Below are 26284 nucleotides of genomic sequence, written 5' to 3'. Positions count from 1 at the left end.
TAATAAAATTATCATGATTACAATACTTTCACCTTCTAAGACACTTGATTTTGAGAATGAATCACCTGTTGATCAATGGACAGAACCGAGACTGGCTGAATCAACGAAAAAGTTGATATCTCAATTGCAAAAAAAGAGCAGAAAGCAAATTGGTGAATTGATGAATCTCAGTAGTCAGCTCGCTGATCTCAACTACCAGCGTTTTCAGCAGTGGGATAGCAATCCTTGTAAGCAGGCTGTTTATGCTTTTAAAGGAGACGTTTTTCAGGGTATGGAACCTGAAAAGCTCGATAAAAGCGAAATGGAGTTTGCTCAGGAACACCTTCGTATTTTGAGCGGGCTCTACGGAGTATTGAGGCCACTCGATCGTATTCAACCTTACAGATTGGAAATGGGGACTAAACTCAAGGTGAACAAATCAAAAAACCTTTACGAGTATTGGAGTGATCAGCCAACAGTATTGCTGAATGAAGATTTCAATGGATCTGACCATAAAGTCCTGGTTAACCTTGCCAGTAAAGAATATTCTAAAGTGATTGATTCCAAAAAACTAAATGCCGAAATTATTACTCCAGAATTCAAAGATTTTAAGAATGGAAAGTTCAAGGTAATTGCCTTTTACGCTAAAAAGGCCAGAGGCGCAATGGCGGCATTTATCGCAAGAAACAGGATCGATAATCCCGAGTATTTAAAAACATTTGAGTGGGAGGGATATTCGCTCAATCATCATTTGACAAAAGACAATAACCTTATTTTTTCAAGAGGAGAACAATTATGAGAATTATCAAAACTATACCAAACGAGAACTTCACAGTTTCCATCTTTGACATGAATGAAAAGTATGTGGTGAAACTGGAAGGTGGCTCGATTGAGCAGTCATACAAGATTAACAAGGATGGCTTTACCGGAGTAGAAGAACTCGAAGAAATGCTCGATGATGAATTTTATGATCAGGCAATAAAGCAACACATTGAGTTGCACGATAATCTAAAGAAATCATACAAAAGGTTAAAAAAGAAGAGCAGCACTTAGGCGTACTGCTCTTTTTCTTTCTTTTTAGCCTCTCTTTTCTCCTCAACTGAACAAGGGTAATCAAAAAGACAATGTTCTTTTATGAAATGAGCCACTCTGGTCGGAACCTTTTCTTCCCATCCATCCTGGCCATTTTTAATCATATCCAATACATCATCACTGTAAATGGTGAGAAGTCTTTTATTAGCTGTAGTGATATCTTCAAGTTGTTTGTTATCAGTAAGATACTGAAATAAACCCTTGAGCTTATCGGGCAGTTCAAAGTTTTCACAATTGTGGAGACCATCGTGTTCGCTATTTGTTGCGGGGTAAACGTAGAGTTTTACGTTTCTGCCAAATAACATCCCGAAAGCCTCTAAAATTCCACCTTTTAAATGAGTGTAGAATTTACGATCAAAAATTGCTTTTAGATTATTGATTCCCAATATCACACCAATTTTACGTTCCCTGTTGATATTTGAGAGATACGTAACCAGTTTGTAATAGCGTTGGAAATTGGTGATGATCACAGTTTGACCGAGGGAACACAATATATCAACCCGATCGAGGAAATCTTTTTCATCGATTTTTTCACCTTTATTGATGAGGTTGTTGAGTGTTAATTCGCTCAAAACCGTGAGGTTTTCTTTATCTACATCTTTTTCCTTTTTGAATTGTCGATAGGCGCTCATGAACATATCGACATTGACGAGTGTAGGAGGGCGAAAGCGACCTCTCAACACGAGAATATTCTTTTTGTATAAAACTTCTGATGCTTGTAAGTTATTTCCATCAGGACCAAACATTGCAGCTGGTGTAAGTCCCATTTTTACAAGTTTCAAAGAAATAAGACGATTGTCCCAATCCTTAAAATCTGGGCCTTCCATGTTAAACATGTCAATTTCAACACGACCGGTAGCAATACTGTCCATTAAAGATTTGAGAAAATCTTCTTTATTGTCATGATGGTAATAACATGAATAAACCAGGTTGACACCCAGTCTACCAACTGCTTTTTGTTGGAGTAGTGTATCATTGTCATTGAGCTGACAGTGAAGTACACAAGTGTTCGGTTCTGAATCTGGACTCAATTGAAACCTGAGTCCAAGCCAACCGTGTCCCTGATTGGTCTTGTAGAAGTTTAGCGTTTCAATTGTGTTTGAAAATGCGAAAAACTTCGAGTTGTCTTTGCGCTCATCAAGCTTTGAACAAATATTGTCGTAATCTTTGACGAGCATTGCTTTTAGTCGTTGCGCACTTACGTAACGCGGACTTTCACCATAAATAGAGTCGCTTATTTTCATGTCATAAGCTGACTGACTTAGCGCGATCGTTCCTGAAGAAGCTCCTGCATGAAAAAATGTACCGGCAACTTCTTGCCCGGCACCAATTTCAGAGAAAGAACCGTAGATTTCAGGATCCAAATTGATCTTGAGCGCTTTCTCTCTTATGGTGAGTTTTCTGAAATCACTCATTTTGTTGTGTGTTAATCTCTTATGTTAGATTTTCTTTGATTTCTTTACGTTCGAAAGGTACACAAAGTTCAGAAGGAAACATTGGAATGAACAAAGAAATATCCATGTGCAATTGTTAACCTTTTTCGATTGGTTTTAGGGCTTGCCTAATTGAAATTGTCATTGAGCATTTAAAATGTCCTTTAGGACAGGCCTTGTGACCGTGCAGTCCGCAGGGCCTACAAGTGAGTTCTTCTTCTGTTTCAATGACGTAAGAATTGTCACTGAGCGGACCAAAACCAAAAGCAGGAACAGTGCTGCAGAAAATAGCTGTTGTGGGTGCGTTCATCGCACTTGCCAAATGCATTGGGGCGGAATCATTGCAATAGTTCATTTCTGCTTTTGCCATGATTGCAGCAGATTCGAGCAGACTCAACTTTCCGGCCAGTACCTGAACATTACGGTGTAGTGTGTTTTCGATGATCTTTTCGCATGCTTTGCGATCGGCTGGTGATCCCAGTAAATAAACTTTGTAACTCGATGGAATTGCATCGATTAATGAACTCCATTTATTTTCACTCCATTGTTTTGTGAACCAAACAGATGTTGGCGATAATGTGATGTACTTTTCTCTCTGAAGTTGTTCAACTTTCTTTAGTTCATTTTGACTGGGATAGAGCTTAGGTTTTTCAGGTTTTACCTGGGTAAAAGATTTTACTAATTGATGATTGCGCTCGATTTCGTGCGTTCCATCACCAATTTGGTGATCAAACTTTTTCGTAAAAAAGAACGAGAACGGATTCTTTGAAAAACCAATTTTCTCTTTTGCTCCGGATAGAGCTGTCAGCAAGCCGGTAGCCCCAAATCGCTGGAGGTTGAGTACGAGATCATATTTTTCGGCTCTGACCGAAGACAAGATACGCCTCAAATTTTTGTACTTACCATTTTCTTTATCCCAAACGTGAAGTTTTGCTAAAAATGGATGATCGCTGTAAAGTGAATGATTTCCTTTTCTTACCAGTAAGTGAATTTGAGCTTTTGGCAGACATTTGCGAATGGTTTCTAATATTGAGCTTGCCAGGATTGCATCGCCAATGAAAGCAGTTTGAATGACTAATATTTTGGAATCGGTTTTCATTGGAGATCGAGCATCTCTCTAATCATTGGTGAGAGACCAGAAAAAAGGAATTCTACTGCAATTACCATAACTATGAGCCCCATCAGTCTCATGAGAACAAGATTTCCGGTTTCACCTAAAAACTTAACTAGTTTTGTTGAAGACCACAGGATTACAAATGTCAGTAAAAGTACTGAAATTATTACAAGTACAAGTGTAATTTTAAGTGTTACGGTGTTAGCATCCTGCATTAAGATGATTCCATTTGTAATGGATCCAGGACCTGCTATCATTGGGATTGCGAGTGGCGTTATGGAAATATCATTGACGTAAGACTTGATATCCTCTTCGTTAATTTTGGTTGATGCAAGCCTCGCCTGGAGCATATCCTGGCCCATCAAAAAGAAGATGATTCCGCCCACTACACGAAAAGCGTGTATAGAAATTCCAAAGAACTCGAATAAGACCTTACCACTAAATGAAAAAGCAATTAAAGTGATAATTGCAGTGAAGATTGCTTTACGAGCTGTTTTGGTTCTTTCCTCAGGACTGAGATTCGCTGTCATTGTGAGGAAAACAGGCATTGTCCCTAACGGATTGAGGAGAGTGAAAAATGATGTAAAAGCCATCAATCCAAATGATAGGGTTTCATTCATGCTGCGCAAGGTTTAAACCGCTACATCGTAGTCGCGGAGTGCATTGTTCAATGAGGTTTTCTTATCTGTGCTTTCTTTTCTTGTTCCAATGATGAGAGCCACAGGTACATTGTACTCTCCGGCCGGGAATTTTTTGGTCACGCTACCAGGGATTACAACTGAACGAGCGGGAACATATCCTTTGTATTCAACTGGCTCATCTCCTGAAACATCAATGATGCGTGTACTTTTGGTCAGAACCACATTTGCACCCAAAACAGCTTCTTTTTCAACTCTAACCCCTTCAACCACAATGCTTCGTGATCCTATGAAAGCGTTGTCTTCAATAATCACCGGACTTGCCTGAAGAGGCTCCAAAACACCACCAATTCCAACTCCGCCCGATAAGTGTACATTCTTACCAATTTGAGCACAACTGCCAACTGTAGCCCAGGTATCGACCATTGAGCCGCTATCGACATAAGCGCCTATGTTGACATAGCTGGGCATCATGACAACGTTGCCTGAAATATATGCTCCATAGCGTGCAATCGCGTGTGGAACTACGCGAACACCTCTTTTCTTGTAATCTTTTTTGAGTTTCATTTTGTCGTGAAACTCGAACGGACCAACTTCTATAGTTTCCATTTCACGAGTTGGGAAATAAAGAACAACAGCTTTTTTAACCCATTCGTTGACCTTCCAGCCGTCACCTGTAGGCTCAGCACAGCGCAATTCACCTGCGTCTATCGATTCAATGACTTTTTCAATGTTTTTAACTGTCTCTTTATCTTTTAACAGGGAACGATCTTCCCACGCTTTTTCAATTATTTCCCTCATGGAACATTCAAATTTTTGCAAATGTAGTATTTCGCAATTGTGTACAACATTTTAAGAAGGATTGAATATTTTTGGCAAATGGCGCGAATAATGGCTATTGATTACGGGAAGAAGAGATGCGGTATTGCGGTTACGGATACACTTCAGATATCAACCAACGGGCTGGATACGGTTCTGACCGAAAATATTTTCAAATTTCTCAAAGAATACCTGAGTCAGGAAGATGTTGAAACGCTTGTTATTGGTGAACCAAAGAGGATGAATGACGAACCATCGGCAGTGGAGGAGCAGATAAAGGTTTTTATTCGCGGAGTGAAAAAACGTTTTCCTAAAATCAACGTTGAAAGGGAGGATGAGCGCTTTACTTCAAAAATGGCTATGCAGTCGATGGTGGAAGGTGGAGTGAAGAAAAAAAAGAGAAGAGAGAAAGAACTTGTGGATAAGGTGAGTGCTACGTTAATTTTGCAGTCCTATTTAGGGCGTACTCTTTAAGAAGAAATTATGATTTTACCTATTGTTGCTTATGGCGACCCTGTGTTGAAAAAAGTTGCTGAAGAAATTGAGGATGACTACCCAAAGCTGGATGAGCTCATCGAAAACATGTTTGAAACGATGTACAATGCTAATGGTGTTGGTTTGGCTGCTCCTCAAATTGGAAAATCAATCAGGCTTTTTATAGTTGATGCTTCACCGTTTGCTGAAGATGATGAACTGCCTGAAGAGGAACGCAAACAACTCGAAAGTTTTAAAAAGGTATTCATCAATCCCATAATCATAGAGGAAGATGGAAAGCCATGGAATTTCCAGGAAGGCTGTCTCAGTATTCCGGGTATTCACGAAGATGTTTCGAGAAAACCTGAGATAACGATCGAGTATTACGATGAAAACTGGGAACTTTTAGAAGAAACATACTCAGGAGTAATTGCTCGCGTTATTCAACACGAATACGATCACATTGAAGGTATACTGTTTACTGATTATGTTAATCCGTTGAAAAAACGAGTGCTCAAGAAAAAATTGAGTAACATATCAAAAGGTGCTGTGAGTGTTGATTACAGAATGAAATTCCCCGCTTTAAAACGATAAATTAAAATTTTATGAAAAGAATACTTATTCTATTTGTTTTGACTGCATTCACTTTTGCCTGCGGTAATGGTGGATCTGACAGTAAAAAAGAGAAGACTGATAAGGAACCGATGTCTAAAGAAGAAATGCTCTCAGAGATTACTAAAATTGAGAAAGACCTCGAAAAAAATCCTGAAAACAACTATGAAGGAAGAGCTGAGAGGTTGGCAAAAGTTTTAAAATCATATGCTGATGCTTACCCTCAGGATTCACTTGCTCCTGAAATGCTTTTTAAATCTGCCAATGTTTTCATTACGATCAAAAATTATGATAGAGCTGTGGGAACTTTCAACAGAATTGCAAAGCATTATAGCAATTGGATTAAAGTTCCTGAAACAGTTTACATGACGGGTTTTGTTTACGAATACCACATGAATCAAAAAGGAAAAGCTAGAGAATATTATGAAAAGGTGATCGACAATTATCCTGATCATGTTTTTGCCAAGGAAGCGAGAGTTGCTATCCAGCATTTAGGTAAAACGGATGAAGAACTGATCGAGGAGTTTGAAGCGAAAAATAAAGCTGAAAACAAAGCGAGTTGATCAACTAAGACAGAAAATCATCTAATTCACTTTCAAGGGAATTTCGATCTATCAGGTTGATATTCCCTTTTTCTATGAAATGAACTTGCCCGGTTTCTTCAGAAATTGTAATTACTTTAACATCACTGTGCTCTGATATTCCTATTGCAGCACGGTGGCGCAATCCAAATTTGGAGGGTATATCCTGCCGGTCACTCACCGGTAAAACACAACTGGCAGCTTTAATTTTATTTTCTTCAATAATTACAGCCCCATCGTGTAGCGGATTATTTTTGTAAAAAATACTCTCTATGAGCTCAACTGAAAAATCTGAATTCAATTTAATTCCGGTAGATTCGTAATTACTCAAATCATTTCGTTGTGTAAACACGATCAGAGCCCCCGTTTTGCGAGCCGAGAGGTTCCAAATAGCCCTGCTCATTTCAGCGTGATCGAGCTCATCAGTCGCTTCCATAGAGGAAAAGTTGAAGAAACTACCTCTGGTGGCTTTTCTCAAAAACTGGTGATTTCCAAGTCTTACCAGAAACTTGCGCAACTCTGGCTGAAAAATAATGATCACTGCAATAGCGCCCATCCCAATGAACTGTCCTAAAATGTTGGCAACGAGTTCCATCTGGAGAACTTCAACCGTTTTCCAAATAACGAGAACCACGACAATACCGGCTAAAATCCTTATTGTGATAGTACCTTTCACGAGGTTGTAAAGCTGATACAGCAATACAGCAACGAGCAGGATGTCGATAACATCGAGTAACCTGAGCGATATGAATAATGGATTGATCATTCCCGTCAAAGGTATTAAGCCTTTTTGATTTTTTGGGTAAGTTTAATCGCTTCCACAGCTTCTTTTACATCGTGGACTCTTAAAATAGAAGCTCCTTTTTGCAGTGCAATCGTGTTCAAAACCGTTGTTCCATTAAGCGCATTTTCTGCATCAGTTTCCAGTGTTTTGTAGATAGAGGATTTTCTGGATAAACCTACCAAAAGTGGTAATTCTAACAAGTGAAATAAATCGAGTGAATTGAGTAGTTCAAAATTTTGATCGATCGTTTTGCTGAATCCAAATCCGGGGTCAATGATAACATCGTGAACCCCTAATTCGGTTAGCTTTTTCACTTTAACTGATAAGTCTGAAATGATATCACGCGCCAAATTATCATAATCAGTCAGCGATTGCATGTTTTGAGGAGTTCCTCTCATGTGCATCAAGATATAAGGTACTTTTAGACTACTCAAAGTATCGAACATAGACACGTCTAAATTTCCGCCCGATACATCATTTACGAGTTTGAACCCGGAATTTACAGCACTTTCAGCGACTTTGGATCTGAATGTGTCAACTGATAAAATAGCATTTGGGAATTCTTTTAAAATGACCTCACCGGCACCACAAACTCTGTTGGTTTCCTCCTCAACCGCTACATCATCAGCTCCGGGTTTAGTCGAGTGTCCGCCAATGTCTAAAAAATAAGCTCCCTCTTTCAAGTGTTTCTCTGCCAGTTTGAGAATGTCATGGTCAGATCGCAATTTGCCGCCATCGTAAAACGAATTTGGTGTGATATTCAAAATCCCCATTACTTTTGGTTCTGAAAGTGAGTGGAGTTTTCCGTCAATATTGAGGGAATTCTTTTTGTGAAAAAAATTATCTTGCGACACTTCTAAAAACTCGGTTTTAAGCATGAATTCAACTGTTCAACAATACGATGATATCATCGCCAAATGTACTGATATTTTTACCAGGAAAATGCACGATTACGGTACAGCGTGGCGTATATTACGCATTACCAGCATAACTGACCAAATCTATATTAAAGCGAAACGCATCAAAACAATTGAAGAAGTTGAAGAGTCAAAAGTTGACGAAGGAGTTGAGCCTGAATACATCGGGATAATCAACTACTGCCTGATGGGATTGATTCAGCTAGATTGGGGAACAGCAGAGGAGCCACATGGCGATAATGAAAAAGTCAAAAAGGCTTATCTTCATTATTTCGAGAAAACGAAAGAACTAATGCTCGCTAAAAATCACGATTACGGTGAAGCATGGCGTGATATGCGTGTGAGCTCTTTCACAGATCTAATATTGATGAAACTCCTACGCATTAAGCAAATTGAGCACAACGAAGGCAAAACCCTTGTAAGTGAGGGGATTGATGCAAATTATATGGATATCATCAACTATTCAGTTTTCGCCCTCATACAATTGGAAGAAGCTCAGCGTTAAAATGCTGTTAAGCTGCATGGCAGAGCTGTGAAAAGGTTTTAAATTCGAGCGTAAATATTGCAAATATGAAATGGTTACTGTTTATCTCAAGAATTTTAGTCGGATCGCTATTTATCGTATCCGGACTCATAAAAGCCAACGATACAACTGGTTTTTCCTATAAACTCGAAGAGTACTTTGCTGAGGATGTGCTGAATTGGGTAATTTTCCAGGGTTGGGAGGTAGGCCTGGCAATGATTGTAGCCATTGCTGAAATTCTCCTTGGCTTTGCCACGCTAGCGGGTGAAAAATTTAAACTCAATAGTTGGGCGCTACTCATATTAATGATATTCTTCACATTTCTCACCGGTTACACCGCTATTGGAAACTGGTTTTTTGAAAATCCTGATACATCTTTAACCGGTACCTTTGAGGGCATTCTCGGTTTTAGTGCTGAAAACATTCACTATTTTAAAGACTGTGGATGTTTTGGAGATGCGTTGATGCTCACACCATTTCAAAGCTTTTTGAAAGATTTAGTTCTGCTTGTTTTTACAGTAATCATGTTTATTGGTCGGAACCGGGTAGTGCCAAATTCTCATTCGAGAGATCTATTCATCTACGCCATCAGTATCGTAATCCTTGGAAGCTTTTCAATTTTTGTTCTCGAATGGTTTTTCCCGGTAGTATTTACGCTTGTCACATTTGTCATTATGTTGACAATCAAGCGCCTTTCAACCAGTGACGAAAATAGAGGCTGGGTAATGGCAATAGCTGTTTTGCTCGTCTCTGGCGGATTTACTTATTACGCTTACGCACATTTACCGGTTGAGGATTTTAGACCTTATGCCATTGGTAAAAATATAGAAGAAGGAATGACAATTCCCGAGGGAAAAAAACCACCTCAATATGCGGTCAACTACACGATGAAAGATACCATTACCGGTAAAACAAAAGTTGTGAGTTCTGATAAATACCTCGAAGACGAAATATGGAAAGATAAACAGCTCAAGATTGTTGAAACCAGTGACCAGTTTCTTGTAGAAGAAGGATACATACCGCCAATTCACGACTTTGTTCTCGAAGATCCGGAGTCTGGAGAAGATTATACAACCATGATTCTAAATCAGGATTACGTACTATTTTGGGTACAGTACGATATGAGCAAAACCGAGACTGGCGCAATGAATGATGTGAAGAAGCTCAGTGAAATTGCGATGCAAAGCAACTTCAATGTTTATGGACTAACAGCAGCATTGCCGGGTGAAATTGATGAATTTAGACATAAATATCAACTCATGTTTCCTTACTTAACATGCGATGCCACAACGCTCAAAACAATTATTAGAAGTAATCCCGGACTCGTATTGTTGAAAAACGGAACAGTAAAAGGGAAGTGGCATCACAATGATATTCCTACTTTTGAGGAGCTTAAAAACCAAGTTCAAGCTTCATCATGAGTGAAAAAATAATTGCAGGAAACTGGAAAATGAATAAAAGTAGAAACGAGGCTCTTGATCTCGTTTCTTCTGTTTTAAAGAAATTACCCGATACATCAACTAAAGTAGTTTTTGCTCCACCTTACCTTTATCTCGAAGAAGTAGCACGAATGTGTGCCGATTTCTCAAATGTAAAGGTCGCTGCACAAAACTGCTCTCACTACGATAAAGGCGCTTATACAGGCGAAATATCAGCTCAAATGATCGCTTCTGTGAATGCTGATATGGTCATCATAGGCCATTCAGAACGCAGAGAGTATTTTGGCGAAAAGGAACTCATCCTCAGCGAAAAAGTCAACAAAGCGCTTAAGTATGATCTGGAACCAATCTATTGCGTTGGTGAGTCGCTCGATCAACGCAAATCAGGAGAGCACTTTGAGGTCATCGAAAATCAAATAGCAAAAGCACTTTTCCATCTCGATGAAGAGAGTATGAAAAAAGTAGTGGTTGCTTACGAACCCGTTTGGGCAATCGGTACAGGTGAAACAGCAACTCCTGAGCAGGCCCAGGAAGTTCACGCATTCATCAGAAAACTTTTAGCTGATCAATATGGTGAAGAGATAGCTAAGTCCATCTCTATTTTATACGGAGGTAGCTGCAAACCGGCTAATGCCAAAGGCTTATTCGCTCAACCTGATATCGATGGTGGTCTAATAGGCGGTGCCTCGCTCGTTGCTGAAGACTTCGTGAAACTGATTGAAATGCGCTCATGAATTGGATAGAAGTCGCATTTACGATACAACCGTCAGAACCGTGGGCAGACTTACTACCACAGGATCTGGCCGATTTGGGTTACGAGAGTTTCTCTGAAGAAAACGACAAACTTTTAGCTTATGTCTCAGAAGACAAGTACAGCGAAACTGATCTCGATGCGTTGATTAATCAGTTACCCAATCACGTTCAGGTCAATTACACCACCAAAACAATTGCTGATCAAAATTGGAATGCTGAGTGGGAAAGAAACTTTGAACCCATTAGAATTGGAAAAAAACTATTGGTCAGAGCCCCATTCCACGAAGCCGATGACTCCGTAGAGATGGAATTGGTCATCGAGCCCAAAATGGCTTTTGGTACGGGGCATCATGCTACCACAGCTCTCATAGCTGAGCGACTGTTGGATATGGATCTGACCGATAAACGAATTCTCGATATGGGCTGCGGAACCTCAATCCTCGCAATCATAGCCAAAAAGCGTGGAGCCGGAGATATTCTTGCAGTTGATATTGATGAATGGTCGGTGAGGAGTTCTGAAGAAAATATAGTGATCAATAATACGCCCGGTATTGATGTTCGTTTAGGTGATATTGATGTGGTTCCAGCTGATGATAAGTTCGATATGATTATCGCGAATATCAATCGCAACATTATTTTAAGGCATTTGGAATATTATGCAGCGCTGCTCAAAAAAGGTGGAGTTTTGTTGACTAGTGGGTTTTACGATAGCGATGTGCCTGTTGTTGATGAAACAGCGCAAAAGCTTGGCCTGATTCATGTTGATATGACCACGAAAGATAAATGGGCAAACGTGCTCTACAAAAAGGAATAAGTAATTATGCGAATTTTATTATCTGTCATTTTTGTTTTGTTATCGCTGGCTGGATCAGCACAGGATTTTTCTAACGAACCTGAAGATTTCATCAAGGATCTCGATAAATTGATGGGGAGATCCAATAACCGCGAAACCAAAGAATTGATAGATAATTTAGAGCCCATTTTTCTCGAGCAACTCTCGGGAGATGATCAAAAAATCATCATTGATAACACAAAGAACTTTACCAATGAATTGCGTTTTCGCTCCTTCCCTGATCTTCACGATTACTTTTGGGCGATTATTAATTTGCATAACCAGGGACAGTTTGGAAAAAGATTCAAACCCTGGAATTCAGTCATCGATGAAATGGATGATGACAGGCGGAATAAAAGGGATCTGACAAGGTTTATTGAATTTAGTCGTTATTTATTCAAGGACAACTCATTCTATCAAACCCGAACAGGATCTGTCAAATGGTTTACACGAAGTGGCTCATGGACGCTCAAATACGATGGTAAGCCGATCATTGAAACCAACGAAATTGATCTAATATGTCATTCAAAAGGAGATAGCATTAAAATTCTTTCAACGAGTGGAGTTTATGATGTTGAAGAAGAAGAGTGGACCGGTAAAAATGGAAAAGTAACATGGGAACGAGTAGGCTTTGCTCCAAATGAAGTTTTTGCAGAGCTATCTGATTACAAAATAGACATGCGCCACCCTGAGTACGAAGCAGACTCAGTTGTTTTTCACAATTCGTATTATTTTGATAATCCACTTCAGGGAAAGTTTGAGGATAAGGTTTTTCCGCAACCTAAAAGATCGATGTTATCTTATCCACGCTTCAGCAGTTACTCAAGGCGTTTACCTATTAAGGGAATTATCAAAAATGTAGATTATGATGGTGGTTTTTCTCAGCAGGGAGCTAAATTTTTGGGCACCGGAACGGGAAATACCCCTGCTAGATTAATATTGAATTACAAGGCCAATCCACTCATGATTGTGACGAGCAATAACTTTCTTATTGCACTCAATAAAACAAATGATAAGCCCGGTGCTGATGATAATGAAAGACAGGGAAACAGACAAAAAAGCAGAATTGTAGCCGGTGATGCTCGTGTCACTATGATTCTGGATAAAGATTCCATCACACATCCCGGATTGAAGTTTACTCTCTTAACTGATGAACGACAAGCCCGCCTTGTTCGCCAATCAAAAGGAATGTCATCCACACCTTATTACAACTCTTTTCACGAAGTTGAAATGGAGTTTCCGCTCATGGTTTGGAATATTGATGATCCTTTGATCAAGTTTACAGCTCAAATGTCTGATAAACAAGCTTCATTTACCTCAAATTCTTATTTCCGCGAGCGCAACTTTGATATGCTCAGCGGTGCCGGAACTCGCTTGCCGTTAGTTGAAATAAGGAGTTGCTCCAAAAAATTTGACACTAATACCGTTACACTCATGCAAATGTGTGAATGCATGAAGTTACCGCCCACACAAGTTGAGCCCATGATGTTGCGCTATACAATTCGCAGGTATGTAGATTACAACAGTGACAATAAAACAATCAAAATCTTTGATAAAGTTCACAACCACGTACTCAACAAGTCAAAACTGAAAGATTACGATGTACTCAGGATAATATCAAAGTTGCCAAAACAAGATTCAAAGCCAAATGCCAGCCTTAGTCTTTTGAATTATGACCTGACAATCAACGGAGTCAATAGAATTCTATTAAGTGACTCTCACCGTGTGCAAATCTTTCCTGATGAAGGTAGAATCGTCATGAAAAAGAACCGCGATTTTAATTTTAGCGGAATGGTAAGTGCCGGTAAAGCTGAGTTTTTTGGTAAAGAATTTGAATTCAGCTACGATGGTTTTGAAGTGAAAATGCCAATCGTTGATTCGCTTCAGTTATGGGCAACCAGCAATAAAAGAGATAATCGAGGTAAATTTAGAACCCTCATTCAAGATTTGCGTGGCGGACTCGAAATCGATAAGCCGGGGAATAAATCAGGGTTGAAGAATAATCCGCGTTATCCGGTATTTACCAGTGAGCAGGAGTCTTATGCTTATTACGATCAGAACGCTGTGCTGGGTGGCGCATACGATCGCGATAAGTTTAATTTCCAGCTAGAACCGTTTGAGCTGGATAGTCTCGATAAATTCAAAAACGAACAAATTCGATTTGACGGAACCTTTAGTTCAGGTGATATTTTCCCTGATCTGGAAGAAACGCTCCGTTTACAGGAAGATTATTCACTCGGTTTCAAGCGCGAAACAGGTCCTGAAGGATTGCAAGCTTACGGAGGAAAAGGCGTTTTTAGAGATGAGCTAAAACTCAGTAACGAAGGACTTAAAGGTAACGGATCTATCAAATATCTTACCTCGAGTGCAAAATCTAAAGGATTTATTTTTTATCCGGATTCAGTAAATGGTGTCACAGAATCATTCAATGTTGAAGAGCAAAAAGCACCTGTCGAATACCCAAATGTAAGTGCTGATAGTACATACCTTCATTGGATGCCCTATAAAGACAAAATGGAAGTATCCTCAATTAAAGGACGTGATCCAATAAGCATGTATGCCGGTACAGCTGAGCATACAGGAACTATTCGGTACACACCAACCGGAATGAGCGGGAGTGGAAAAAACAGCTTTAGCGGTGCTAACCTCTATTCTGAAAACATGAAATTCAAGCTACTGGAGCTCACAGCCGATACATCTGATTTTGAGCTTCAAAAAGAGATGTTTGGAGATGTGAACTTCAGCTCAGAAAACCTTCAGGCCAAGGTCAATTTTCAGGATCGAAAAGGAGAGTTTATTTCAAATACAGGTCGCAGTTTAACGAAATTTGGAGCTACGCTTTATCAAGCTTACCTCGATAGGTTTACCTGGTATATGGATCGTGACGAATTCGAATATTCAGCTGAAGGCGGAACAAGAGCTCAGGGAGCTGATGCCGTTCAGGTTGAAGGTGCTGAGTTTGTGAGTACTCACCCAAAACAGGATTCTCTAAGATTCTTCGCTAAGGCAGCAATTTACAATGCATCTGATGTTCAGATCCGAGCCAAAAAAGTGGAAAACATCAACGTTGCCGATGCTTCAATCATTCCCGGAGACGGTAAAGTGACGGTGAACAAAAACGCAAAAATGAAAACCCTTGACTCTGCTCGCGTAATTGCTAACACCAAAACAAAATATCACACAGTTTTCAATGCTACTGTTGACATCTCCAGTAGATGGGATTATGCCGGAAATGGCGATTACAATTACAAGGATCTGAACGGAACAACTCAACAAATTCACTTCAATACCATTAAAGCAAACGATGAGCGACAAACCGTGGCTTTTGGAAAAATCTTACCAGAAGATGAGTTTACACTGAGTCCGCAGTTTGGTTTTAAAGGGGATGTTGAACTGGAAGCAGCCGAGAAAAATTTGCTTTTTAAAGGAAGTGCTATCATCAAACACGGTTGTTCAAACTTACCAACACAATGGTTTGCCTTTGAGAGTAGAATTGATCCCATGGATATCAATATTGAAATTGAGGATGAAGCGAAAAATGAAAATGGAAACTTAATCACGAACGGACTGGTGCTTCCAACAGATTCGGGAAGTGTATATGGCACATATCTCTCTTCACCTTATTCTGAAAAAGATATTGAAGTCGTTAAAGCACGCGGTTACCTCGTTTACAATGAACCTACAAAAGAATACCGCATTTCCAGTTTTCAAAAACTCAATGAGCGCTCTATGCCCGGTAACTATGTGGCATTGAATACAGAGTCGTGCCTGCTGGAAGGAGAAGGTAAAATGGATGTTACTTTTGAAACTGGAAGAGTTGGAGTGGAACCGGTTGGAACCTACACATTCAATACCGTGAACAAAAATCTAAGTATGCACTACTTATTGAGAATGGATTTCCTTTTCGATGACAAATTGCTCGATATACTTGTAAAAGAAATTCAGGAAGCAAAAGATATGAAACCTGTCAATATTGATAATCAGCTTTACACAACTGCCTTGCGTAATTATGTGGGCAAAGAAGAGGCTGATGAGTTGTTAGGTAGAATGAGTCTCGGGAAAAGAGTTAAACTTCCTGAAGAGATTGAGTCGAGTTTCTTCTTCAGTGATATCGAGATGAAATACGATGCTGAAAATGATTACTACGTTACAGATGGCAATATCGGTTTGGGGTCATTAGGTGATGAAATGCTCAACAAGTATGTCAAAGGAGGAATCTCTTTCGAAAATAAACGCAGAGGAACTGATTTCATGATTTACCTGGATTTGCCACAACACTTTTACATACTCGATTACAGAGCTTCTACCGGTATCATGCAAATTCACACTGATAACAAAGAGTTCAAAACAACGCTCAACGATCTCAAGATGGATGATCGCAGAATCAAAGCAGATAAAGAAATGCGTAAACAATTTGTGTATCAGATTGGTAGCAGGAGGCTCAAAAGTGAAGCAATGCGAAAATTCGAAAAGATTGAATAAATTCTTAATTTGCAAGCAACTAAAGACGAATTATGCCGCTCTACATAACAGCTACATTTATTCTTTTAGCTTATTTGATAGGATCAATACCAACTTCAGTTTGGCTTGGTAAGTTGTTCTACTCAATTGATGTACGCCAATATGGAAGTGGAAATGCCGGAGCAACTAACACAATTAGGATACTGGGTGCAAAAGTTGGAGTTCCGGTTCTGATTGTTGACGTATTAAAAGGATTTTTTGCAGTTCGCCTTGCGTATTTAGCTCCTTACGAAATTTCAGAGTCATCGTTTATCGCATTTCAGTTAGCGCTGGGGACAGTAGCACTCTTAGGACACGTTTTTCCGGTTTTTGCTCAATTTAAAGGCGGAAAAGGAGTTGCTACTTTACTCGGTTTTATGCTCGCAGTGCAGCCTCAAGCCTCATTAGTTTGCTTGGGAGTCTTTACTTTGGTGATTTTCATGTCAAAAATAGTTTCGGTTTCCTCTATGACCGCAGCTATAAGTTTCCCATTTATCATCATCTTTGCAATAGAAAATTCAACCCCGGCTTTGACTGTCTTTTCAATACTGGTAGCAGTAGCTGTAATAATAACGCACAGAAAAAACATTCAAAGACTATTAAAAAATGAAGAGTCGAAAGTGAATTTTAGAAAGAAAGAACAATAGATCACAAATGTTTATAAATGGGGGCAAATTGGTATTGCTGTTTGCTACACTGTTTTTCACAATAACAGTAGTAGCCCAGGATCGTGATACCAAAGAAACAGAAAAAAGAGCGCAAGAGCTGTTTGAAAAGGGGCAATACAGCGAAGCAAAAAAACTCTACAGTAATTTGGTCTCGCTCTATCCAAAAGAGCCGAATTACAACTTCAAATATGGAGCGTGTATTCTTTACACGAGTCCAGATAAAACCAAAGCGCTCAAATATCTCGACTACGCTGTGAGTAGGCCTGATGTTGAACCATTAGGCTTTTACTACGCTGCTCAGGGTTATCACTACAACTACAGGTTTGATAAAGCGATTAACTTTTACGAACAATTCAAAGACAAAGGAAGGAATCGTACAGTTGAGGATTTGAACACATTCCGTAAGATTCAAATGTGTCAAAATGGAAAAATGCTTTTTCAAAACGTAACTCAGCCAATTGTCAAAAATGTCAAATCAATCTCCCGGTCAGATTTTTACCTGAGCTACAAGTTTGAAAATGCGCCTTATAAATTCCTCAAGACACTCAACTCAATTTTGACCGATGAAGATAAAGATCGCGAGTACAAAGGAATCATGTACAAGCACAACGATCGTGATACAGTGTGGTACGCATCATACGGTGAAGAAGGCGAGTCTGGACTCGATATCTATTTTGCACGCGTCAATGAAAACGGAGAATTAAAAGATCAAACAAAATTACCGCGCTCCATCAACACACCTTACAATGAGGAATTCCCATTTTTCGATTACAGTACCAATACGCTGTATTTCGCTTCAAAAGGTCACACCAGCATGGGAGGGTATGATATTTTTAAATCTGAATTTGACCCGGCAACAAATTCATGGTCAGATCCTGAAAATATGGACTACGCCATCAATACTCCCGATGACGATTTCCTCTACGCAGTTTCTCCAGATGAAAAAGAAGCAATTTTCACCAGTTCGCGAAACAATGACTTTGGAAAAGTCAATGTTTACACGATCGATCCGGTGAAACGTCCATTGCAGCAGGTAATCCTCTCCGGTAAGTTTGAAAGTGAGAAGTACGACCTTGCCAATATAACTGTTCAACGAATGCCTTCAGAGGAAGAAGTGGGAACGTACAAATCAGATCTAAAGGACGGCAGTTACGTTTTTCAACTAAAAGGTGGCGAGAAATACCGATTCCTCGTAAAACCTGATAATTCTGATGTCACTCATGCCGGCATGGTTGAAGTTCCAGAGCTAACCGAGTTGAGACCACTCAAGCAGGAAATGAAAATCGTTGATGAAAACGGTTCTGACCGCTTGATCATCAAAAATCTTTTCGATGAAAAAGCTACTGATGCTGATGAAGAATTGATGGCCAATTTCCTCAGCAACTCAGCTTCGTTGTCGCCAACAAAAGTTTCCAAAAACATCAACAAAACAAATGATGAAATCATAGCTGAGGTTGAAGAGGGAGCGAATAAACTCGAGGAACGCAAAAATGAATTTGCAGACTTGCGCGATAAGGCCTATCAACTGGCATCTGACAAACTCGATCAAGCAGAGCAACTCAAAAATGAAGGCCAACTTTCAAAGGATAGAAAAGAACAGTACGAGCAACTTGTTTTTGAAGCAAACACTTCAACAGCTTTGGCTCAGCAACTCGAGCGAGAGCGAATCAAGGCAGAAAAAGACGAAGAACGCTACCGTAATACGGGAACACAGCTCAAAGATTTTAAGAGCAACAATAACCGTGAAGAAATCATCAAAAATTACGAGGAGCTCAATTCTCAAAAACTGATCCCTAAAAAAGAACCTTTAACTGTTGCAAAGAGAAATTTCAGAGATCAGTCAGAGCGCAATGAAACAAATGCCCGCGAGTTGAGAAACCGCTATGCCGATTTGCAGGCGGCAGAAAAAGAAACTGAAAAGAACATCGACTTTTACGAGGGACAGGCTGAAAGAGCTCGCAAAAAACGCGACCGCGAACAGTATGAATTGCAAGCACAAAATGCCAAAGCAGAGCTGGAAGATGTCAAATCTGAACTTGAGAGAGTTGAACCAAAACTAAAAAAACAAACCACTAAGGCTGATCAGAGCCAGAAGCATTTAGCTTACATGGATGATGTCTCTAAAGGGTTAAAAGATGTTGAAGTTCAGGATATTCCAGATCAACAAAAGCGTGACCTCGAAAGACGTACAGATGAAGAATCTATTGCTATCCTGGAAACGAAAGAGGCCCTAGAAATCAAAGATGTTGAACTCGAGGATGATTCATTGCAACTCGCCCAGCAGAGTCCTGGTGAAACTGATCAGGCTCAGGATACAGAAGAGCCAACGGAAAGTGAATCTACTGAGCAAACTGAACCGGATGAAGTTCAGGAGTCAACCCAGCAAGCGGAAACTGAAGATCCTGCCGGTTCTGAACGTGAAGTCACTAAACCAAAGAATCAGATCCCTGAAGATTACGAACCGTACTTTGCTGAAAAAGAAGAACAGGCAGCTTCCATTCCGCAAAAAGATAAAAGCCTGTTAGCTAAAACTCAGGTTCAGCAAGATAAGCTGGAAACAATTGAAAATGAAATTGACGAGCTTGAAGACCAAGAAAACCTTTCTGGAAAAAAAGAGCGTGAACTTTCAAGACTAAAGAGTGAGCGAGCTGAAGTCAATAACCAACTCAACCAAACAAAAGAGGAATTTGATCAGAACCGAAAGACACTACAGGATTATCTTCCAGATAACGACATGATGGAATACACATCTGTTCAGGATCTCGAGGACAAGTACTTCTTTGATTACGGAAGTGTTTCTGATTCTACTGTAACGGGTAAACTCCGCGACCTCAATGATGTCAATGAGCGCTACATTCAGGATGTTGCCAATTACAAAGAAGAGATCGAGCAGAGCATGAATGAAGTCGAGGAAGGTTCTGCAGAATACCAAAAACTACAAAACGAACTCCAGGCACTCGAGAATACAGAAAAAATCAAGAAAGACTTTTCTGATTACAATCATGAATTATTGACCCTAGCATCTGAGTTTGAATCTCAACAGCCATCAGTTGATGAAGGAGAACAATTAGCACAGTCAGAACCAGTTGAGCAACAAGCCTCACAACCTGAAACGGAAGAGCAGAATGAAACGCCTGTTGTAGAAGAAACAGAGGAACAACCAGAAGAAATCATCGCTCAGGAAGAAACTCAAGATACTGAAGAATCACAGGAGCCTGAGCAGGAAGAGCAATCGTCTGTTGCAGTCCAGGAGACAGAAGAACAACCTACTGAAGAAGAAACCTTAGCTCAGGAAACAGAACCGGCAGAAGCTGAAGATCAAGCTCAGCCTGAAGAAACTGAGGAGGAAGAGCCAACTGAAGAAGAAACTTTAGCCCAGGAAACCGAACCGGCAGAAGCTGAAGATCAAACTCAGACTGAAGAAAGTGGAGAATTTGGAAATTATACTGAAGAAGAACTCCGCAATGAAAACTTCACACTTGGCGAGTCTAAATACCGCCAGCAATACAGCGATAAAATAAACAATATCGAGTACGACTCACAGCTCGAAAGAGCACAAAAAGTAAAGTCTATCAATGAAGAATGGCTCGCTGATATTGAAAAAGAAATCGCAGTCATCAAATACAACATCAACAAGGCGGGTAGTGATGAAACGCGAGAAGCGCTCAATGATAAACTCGAAGAGCTTCAAACACAAAAGCGTTCCAAGGAAAGACAAATTGAATTGAATGATCGTGTTATCGCTCAACTCGATGAATCTGAAGGCAGTGAAGAAATTGCCGATGCTGAAACTCCTGAAACTGTGACTCAGGAAGAAGAAATAGAACCACAAGCAGAATCTGAACCGGAAACGGAAACAGAAGAACCGCCTGTACAGGAAGAACAACAATCAGAACCGGAACAACAACCTGAAGAGGAGTTTGCCAGCGAAGAAACCTCCTTTGATGATGAAGACGAGCAAATGCAAATAGTTGTTTCTACTAATTACTCTCAGGGAGGGTCTTCATCAGGTGAAACAGCTCGATCAGATGATTTTAAAATTCAAAAAAACGCTGCTGTCGATAAGGCTCTGACCAATGAAGTCAACAAGTTTGAACAAGAGTACAAACGAGCTGAGGTTCGTTACGATTCACTGCTTTCGGCTCGTGATAGTTTAAGTGATGCCGCTCGCGATGCAAAACGCAGAGATCGTAAAGAGATCGAAGCAACAAGAGAAAATGTTCAGCAGCAAATCAACAATTACAGCGATGTATTAGAGCGCAAACAGTACAAATTTGAACAATCTAAAAAAGCGAAAAAACTGGCGATGCAATATCCTGAAAGCGACTTGATGAGCGAAACATATCAGGATAGTGCTCAAGCTCTCGATCGTGAAGCACAACTCCTCGAACAAGAGGCAAGTGACTTGCGCGACCAGGCAGGAAACGCTAAGAGGAAAGATCGCGATCAACTATTACGACAGGCCGAGGTGCTTGATGTTAGGGCAGAGGACCAAAAAGAAGATGCTCAAAAAATGCGTGATTTGGCTGATGATGTGAAACCACTGGAAGAGAAAGTGCTCACACTTTCCAGCCCGATGTCCAAAAAACTGGTTGTTGATATGTCGTCATCAGAGAAGGTTCTGACCGAAAACGAACAGCAGGAAATTCAACAGTCAGAACCATATCAAAATTACCAGCAGGCAAAAGAAGATTACGACACAAAAATTCAGGAAGCGACTGTCATCTACGAAAAAGCGCAACAAAAGCAGACAGAAGCAGAACAAAAAGCAAAACGCGCTAACGAACTGCAAGCTCAAAACGGAGATGAACAGGAGATCGAACAACTGCGTGACCAGAGCGAAGATTTGATGCGTGAATCTGAAGAACTATTTGTTGAAGGTCGCCAAAAAGAGGGAGAAGCTTATTACGATCTCAACATGGCGAGAAAAGAGCTCAACGAAATAGAAGATGAGCGCATGCGCGAAAACACGCTCGCTTATGTTGGTCAAAATTTCAAAACGTTGGGAACTCAGGCTGAAGAAGCAGATGAACCACTGTCAGAACCGAGCGAAGAACAGGAACAACAAATAGCACAGGGTGAAGAAAAGGAACTTCCTGAATCTACGGAGGAGGAAGCACCTCAGGAAACAGCAACTGAAACACAACCCGATAGAGTTGAGCTGAGCGGCTCGGCAAGCGGACTTACAGAATTCCCGCGCAACCTCAATGGCTCGTTGTTTTCGAGTGAAGTTGACGGATCAGCTTACAGTGAAAATAATCCAATTCCGATCAATGCTGAAATGCCACAGGGTATTGCATACCGAGTACAAATCGGAGCATTCAGAAACCCGATTCCGCAAAACACTTTTGCCGGCATTCAGCCAATTATGGGTGAAACAGCAGGCAATGGAATTACGCGCTATTTTGCCGGACTTTTTTCTGATTATAACAGCGCTGATGAGGCAAAAGACATCATTCGTTCATTTGGCTACAGTGATGCGTTTGTCGTAGCTTACAACAACGGAGATCGCATTTCAGTAACTCAGGCCAGAAATGCTGAAGGTGGCGAACAAGTAGCCCAGCAGGAAACGACACAACCTGCAGGAATCACTGAAGAAGCTCGTGCAGCACAGCAGCGCAATCTCGCCAAAGAAGTTATTCTGCCGGTTTCACCAATCGATTTCGCAATCGAAGAAAATCCTTCAAATATCCAGATCACTTCAGTTGAAAATCGTGGAGAGTTGTTCTTTACAGTACAAATTGGCGTTTTCCGCGACAATGTAGAACCGCGAGACAATTTCAACTTCAATCCGCTCAACCGCGACAACATGGGTAATGGAACAGTTCGTTACTCAACCGGAATTTACGCTGATCTCGAAAATGCCGTTGAAGCCAAAAATCAGGTGCGACAAACCATTCCTGATGCATTCGTCACAGCTTACTACCAGGGTGAGCGTATTACCATAAAGCGCGCTCTTGAGCTCGGCTCTGACCGTGAAGAAAACAAGACAGACGAAACTCCTCAAGAAACAACTAATGATCAGAACCAAACCGAAAAACCAACTACCGTAACCGAAGCGCCAGAGGGAATAGAGCAGGGACAGTTTACTGTGCAGGTTGGCCCATATGAAGGCCAGGTTCCAATTGAGCAGGCGAGAGAAATCCTCAACATGACATCGCGCGGAATCAATATTCAGGAAGATGGTAATGAAACTCGCTATCAAATTGGTAAATTTGACAGTGAAGACGAAGCACAAAATTTGGCCCGCGAATTGAGGGAAAAAAGAATGAAGCAACCAAATGTTGTTAAATTTGTACGAAGTGAATAAAATGGACAGAACTATGGAGTTACCCATTTTAAATGGAATACCGGGAGTAGAAGAGCAGGAAGAAACAGATGTTTTGGTTGAAGAGGATGATGAGAATAAGATAATTCTTTTCAACGATGAAGTAAATACCTTTGATTATGTTATTCAGTGCCTTATTGAAGTGTGCGAGCACGATATGAATCAGGCCGAGCAGTGTACGATGCTGGTTCACTACAAAGGTAAATGCGATGTAAAACGCGGCTCAATGGAAGATTTAAAACCTAAGTGTGAAGAATTGCTCAGGAGAGGACTTTCTGCTGAAATCCACTAATCGTTAGATTTTTGATGAATGAATAAGTTTTTATCGATACTCCTTACAGCAACTCTGCTCGTTTCGTGTGCTACCGTTCCAATTACCGGCAGGAGACAGGTCAATCTGCTCAACGAGCAAAATCTCATGAGTATGAGTTTGACCCAGTACAATGGCTTTTTGGAGCAACACAATACTGTTCCCAGTTACGATAAACGATCAAAAATGGTGATGTCTGCCGGAGAAAAACTTAAAGTAGCCTGCGAGCAATTTCTCAAGTCACAAGGGAAAAGCAATAGGATAAATGGCTTTGAATGGGAGTTTAATCTCGTTGAAGACGAAACTGTCAACGCATGGTGTATGCCGGGGGGGAAAGTTGTATTTTACACCGGAATCATGCCCATTTGCCAGGATGAAACAGGAGTAGCTGTTGTGATGAGTCATGAGATAGCACATGCTGTTGCACGCCACGGTAATGAGAGGATGAGTCAGCAGTTACTCGTACAACTTGGAGGAGCTACGCTCTCAGTAGCAATGAGTGAAAAACCCGGTTACACGAGAGACTTGTTCATGCTGAGTTACGGACTGGGCTCACAACTTGGAACATTGGCTTATTCGAGAGCACACGAAAGTGAAGCCGATAAAATGGGACTGGTTTTTATGGAATATGCCGGCTACAATAGCGAGGCAGCAATCGACTTTTGGAAACGAATGAGTGAGCAGGGCGGACAAAAACCTCCGGAGTTACTTTCTACTCACCCAAGTGATGAAAAGCGGATCAATGATATCCGTGAATACATTCCGGTTGCAAAGAGTTACGCTAAAAAGAAATAAATGGATCTTACCACAGCATTAATAATAGTTGGAATTGGGCTTTTGCTCCTTCTCGTTGAGGTTTTCCTCATTCCGGGTGCCGGGATTCCCGGTATAATCGGTTTGGTTCTGATGGTAACCGGAATCGTTTTAGCCTATTATGAAAGCACTACTTACGGAACTATTACGCTGGTTTCAACCGGAGCTGTAACAGCACTTTTGCTGTTTAAATTCCTACGAGCCGATACATGGAAATCGATTACCATTTCCTCTAATATCACATCAAAAGCAAATAGTGATGAATACGATATCAAAGAGGGCGATACAGGAATTGCGATAACAAGAATCAATCCGTCAGGGAAAGCTCGAATAAACAATGTATATTTGGAAGTCGTTGCCCGAAACAGTTTTATCGATGACCACGATGACGTTCGTGTTGTATCAGTTGAAGGCCGCAAAGTTTACGTAGAATCTCAAAATTCTAAATCATGAATATTTATTTATTACAGGTGTCCTGGGGAGTTACTATTGGAGTAGCTGTAGGAGCACTCATCCTCTTGTGGATCATTCTATATTTCATCCCGATCGGGTTGTGGTTCAGAGCCATTATTTCAGGAGTACGAATTTCGCTTCTCCAGTTGATTGTTATGCGCTGGAGACGCGTACCGCCATCTGCTATCGTAGATGCATTGATCAACGCCACAAAAGCCGGGCTCGTACTCAATAGTGATCAGCTCGAAGCTCACTTCCTCGCAGGAGGTAACGTACGAAATGTCGTGATGGCATTGATCTCTGCTGATAAAGCCAACATCGATCTCGACTTCAACTCAGCCACAGCAATTGACCTTGCAGGTAGAGATGTTTTTGAAGCCGTTCAAATGTCGGTTATACCAAAAGTTATAGAAACGCCACCCGTTACTGCAGTTGCAAAAGACGGAATTCAGTTGATTGCAAAAGCGCGAGTAACGGTCAGAGCCAACATCCGCCAGCTCGTGGGTGGAGCAGGAGAGGAGACAGTCCTCGCCAGAGTTGGTGAAGGTGTTGTATCCTCAATTGGTTCGGCTGATTCGCACAAAGCTGTTTTGGAAAACCCAGATATCATTTCAAAAACGGTTCTGAAAAAAGGACTTGACTCAGGTACAGCATTTGAAATTCTTTCTATTGATATTGCCGATGTTGACATCGGGAAAAACATTGGTGCTGAACTTCAAACAGACCAGGCCGAGGCAGACAAAAACATCGCGCAGGCCAAAGCTGAGGAACGCAGAGCGATGGCAATAGCCGAAGAGCAGGAGATGAAAGCAAAAGCACAGGAAGCTCGCGCCAAAGTAATCGAAGCCGAAGCCGAAGTGCCGATGGCTATATCTGAAGCCTTTAGAGCCGGAAACCTCGGCTTGATGGATTACTACAGAATGAAAAACATCCAGGCCGATACCGATATGAGAGACAGCATCAGCGAGCCAAAAGAAGGCGGCAAGGATGATGACGACAAAAAGAAAAAGTAAATTGAGACTGTTGTTTTTCGATATTGTTTTTATATTTGCAGCCCTGTTGGGAAAAACAACAGTTTAACTCAACAATAAAGGCCTCGTGGCTCAACTGAATAGAGCACCTGATTACGGCTCAGGAGGTTCCAGGTTTGAATCCTGGCGAGGTCACTAAGAAAGGAAAAACCCTGAAGCGAAGCTTCGGGGTTTTTTGTTTTCAGCAAATA

At 40.7% G+C, this 26284-nt stretch carries 22 protein-coding genes and 1 tRNA gene; 17 read left to right on the top strand and 6 right to left on the bottom strand.

Going from position 1 to position 26284, the window contains the following annotated elements; translation table 11 throughout:
• The first annotated feature begins 13 nt into the window (after nucleotides 1-13).
• Nucleotides 14-778, top strand: coding sequence for a peroxide stress protein YaaA (gene yaaA, locus RI557_RS00885; protein WP_310667252.1), 765 nt, complete (start codon nucleotides 14-16; stop codon nucleotides 776-778).
• Entirely contained in the window at nucleotides 775-1032 is a 258-nt protein-coding gene (locus tag RI557_RS00880; protein ID WP_310667253.1) for a hypothetical protein, read from the top strand. The genes yaaA and RI557_RS00880 overlap by 4 nt, the downstream gene beginning before the upstream one ends.
• On the opposite strand, the gene RI557_RS00875 is transcribed toward RI557_RS00880, so the two are convergent.
• From RI557_RS00875 to RI557_RS00860, 4 genes are all read right to left on the bottom strand, one after another.
• Complete coding sequence (locus tag RI557_RS00875; protein ID WP_310667254.1) at nucleotides 1029-2486, bottom strand: TonB-dependent receptor; 1458 nt, start codon at nucleotides 2484-2486, stop codon at nucleotides 1029-1031. The genes RI557_RS00880 and RI557_RS00875 overlap by 4 nt on opposite strands.
• 115 nt (nucleotides 2487-2601) lie before the next feature.
• The gene (locus RI557_RS00870) at nucleotides 2602-3603 is read right to left on the bottom strand and encodes a glycosyltransferase family 9 protein (protein WP_310667258.1); all 1002 of its coding nucleotides are present in this window, start codon (nucleotides 3601-3603) and stop codon (nucleotides 2602-2604) included.
• The gene (locus RI557_RS00865; RefSeq protein ID WP_310667259.1) at nucleotides 3600-4238 is read right to left on the bottom strand and encodes a MarC family protein; all 639 of its coding nucleotides are present in this window, start codon (nucleotides 4236-4238) and stop codon (nucleotides 3600-3602) included. The genes RI557_RS00870 and RI557_RS00865 overlap by 4 nt, the downstream gene beginning before the upstream one ends.
• A 12-nt stretch (nucleotides 4239-4250) precedes the next feature.
• On the bottom strand, nucleotides 4251-5057 hold the full coding sequence (locus RI557_RS00860) for a 2,3,4,5-tetrahydropyridine-2,6-dicarboxylate N-succinyltransferase (protein WP_310667261.1): 807 nt from the start codon (nucleotides 5055-5057) through the stop codon (nucleotides 4251-4253).
• Between the two features lie 78 nt (nucleotides 5058-5135).
• Here RI557_RS00860 and ruvX point away from each other — a divergent pair, with 78 nt between their 5' ends.
• Genes ruvX through RI557_RS00845 form a run of 3 tightly spaced genes read left to right on the top strand, consistent with a single transcriptional unit; the run spans nucleotide 5136 to nucleotide 6724 of the window.
• Entirely contained in the window at nucleotides 5136-5549 is a 414-nt protein-coding gene (gene ruvX, locus RI557_RS00855; protein WP_310667263.1) for a Holliday junction resolvase RuvX, read from the top strand.
• 9 nt (nucleotides 5550-5558) lie between these two features.
• Nucleotides 5559-6143 (top strand): peptide deformylase, encoded by a 585-nt coding sequence (gene def, locus RI557_RS00850; protein ID WP_310667265.1) that lies wholly within the window; start codon nucleotides 5559-5561, stop codon nucleotides 6141-6143.
• 11 nt (nucleotides 6144-6154) lie between these two features.
• Nucleotides 6155-6724, top strand: coding sequence for a tetratricopeptide repeat protein (locus RI557_RS00845; protein ID WP_310667267.1), 570 nt, complete (start codon nucleotides 6155-6157; stop codon nucleotides 6722-6724).
• Between the two features lie 4 nt (nucleotides 6725-6728).
• Here the strand turns inward: RI557_RS00845 and cdaA are convergent, their stop codons facing one another.
• Both cdaA and folP read right to left on the bottom strand, forming a co-directional pair.
• Complete coding sequence (cdaA, locus tag RI557_RS00840) at nucleotides 6729-7508, bottom strand: diadenylate cyclase CdaA (RefSeq protein ID WP_310667269.1); 780 nt, start codon at nucleotides 7506-7508, stop codon at nucleotides 6729-6731.
• A gap of 14 nt (nucleotides 7509-7522) precedes the next feature.
• On the bottom strand, nucleotides 7523-8380 hold the full coding sequence (gene folP, locus RI557_RS00835; protein WP_310667271.1) for a dihydropteroate synthase: 858 nt from the start codon (nucleotides 8378-8380) through the stop codon (nucleotides 7523-7525).
• A 22-nt stretch (nucleotides 8381-8402) separates the two neighbouring features.
• Here folP and RI557_RS00830 point away from each other — a divergent pair, with 22 nt between their 5' ends.
• The 12 genes from RI557_RS00830 (at nucleotide 8403) to RI557_RS00775 (ending at nucleotide 26228) form a co-directional block, all read left to right on the top strand.
• Nucleotides 8403-8948 (top strand): DUF1599 domain-containing protein, encoded by a 546-nt coding sequence (locus RI557_RS00830; RefSeq protein WP_310667273.1) that lies wholly within the window; start codon nucleotides 8403-8405, stop codon nucleotides 8946-8948.
• Between the two features lie 65 nt (nucleotides 8949-9013).
• Nucleotides 9014-10387 carry a DoxX family protein gene (locus RI557_RS00825; RefSeq protein WP_310681474.1) on the top strand — a complete coding sequence of 458 codons (1374 nt, stop codon included), beginning with the start codon at nucleotides 9014-9016 and terminating at the stop codon, nucleotides 10385-10387.
• Nucleotides 10384-11139, top strand: coding sequence for a triose-phosphate isomerase (gene tpiA / locus RI557_RS00820; RefSeq protein ID WP_310667277.1), 756 nt, complete (start codon nucleotides 10384-10386; stop codon nucleotides 11137-11139). Before RI557_RS00825 ends, tpiA begins: the two co-directional genes overlap by 4 nt.
• Nucleotides 11136-11972 (top strand): 50S ribosomal protein L11 methyltransferase, encoded by an 837-nt coding sequence (gene prmA, locus RI557_RS00815; RefSeq protein ID WP_310681473.1) that lies wholly within the window; start codon nucleotides 11136-11138, stop codon nucleotides 11970-11972. The genes tpiA and prmA overlap by 4 nt, the downstream gene beginning before the upstream one ends.
• 6 nt (nucleotides 11973-11978) lie before the next feature.
• On the top strand, nucleotides 11979-16472 hold the full coding sequence (locus RI557_RS00810) for a hypothetical protein (protein WP_310681472.1): 4494 nt from the start codon (nucleotides 11979-11981) through the stop codon (nucleotides 16470-16472).
• Nucleotides 16473-16504: 32 nt separating this feature from the next.
• Complete coding sequence (plsY, locus tag RI557_RS00805) at nucleotides 16505-17137, top strand: glycerol-3-phosphate 1-O-acyltransferase PlsY (RefSeq protein WP_310681470.1); 633 nt, start codon at nucleotides 16505-16507, stop codon at nucleotides 17135-17137.
• Nucleotides 17138-17144: 7 nt separating this feature from the next.
• The gene (locus tag RI557_RS00800) at nucleotides 17145-23468 is read left to right on the top strand and encodes an SPOR domain-containing protein (protein ID WP_310681468.1); all 6324 of its coding nucleotides are present in this window, start codon (nucleotides 17145-17147) and stop codon (nucleotides 23466-23468) included.
• Between the two features lie 13 nt (nucleotides 23469-23481).
• On the top strand, nucleotides 23482-23778 hold the full coding sequence (locus RI557_RS00795) for an ATP-dependent Clp protease adaptor ClpS (protein WP_310681466.1): 297 nt from the start codon (nucleotides 23482-23484) through the stop codon (nucleotides 23776-23778).
• An 18-nt stretch (nucleotides 23779-23796) separates the two neighbouring features.
• The gene (locus RI557_RS00790; protein ID WP_310681464.1) at nucleotides 23797-24591 is read left to right on the top strand and encodes a M48 family metallopeptidase; all 795 of its coding nucleotides are present in this window, start codon (nucleotides 23797-23799) and stop codon (nucleotides 24589-24591) included.
• The gene (locus RI557_RS00785; RefSeq protein ID WP_310681461.1) at nucleotides 24592-25062 is read left to right on the top strand and encodes an NfeD family protein; all 471 of its coding nucleotides are present in this window, start codon (nucleotides 24592-24594) and stop codon (nucleotides 25060-25062) included.
• Nucleotides 25059-26075, top strand: coding sequence for a flotillin-like protein FloA (floA, locus tag RI557_RS00780; protein WP_310669022.1), 1017 nt, complete (start codon nucleotides 25059-25061; stop codon nucleotides 26073-26075). Before RI557_RS00785 ends, floA begins: the two co-directional genes overlap by 4 nt.
• A 79-nt stretch (nucleotides 26076-26154) precedes the next feature.
• A tRNA-Arg gene (locus tag RI557_RS00775) sits at nucleotides 26155-26228 on the top strand.
• Nucleotides 26229-26284 lie beyond the last annotated feature (56 nt).

This window comes from Salibacter sp. (assembly GCF_031581065.1).
Classification (GTDB): domain Bacteria; phylum Bacteroidota; class Bacteroidia; order Flavobacteriales_G; family Salibacteraceae; genus Salibacter.
The sequence above is the reverse complement of the archived record's forward strand: the minus strand, read 5'-3'. Positions and strand labels throughout refer to the sequence as shown.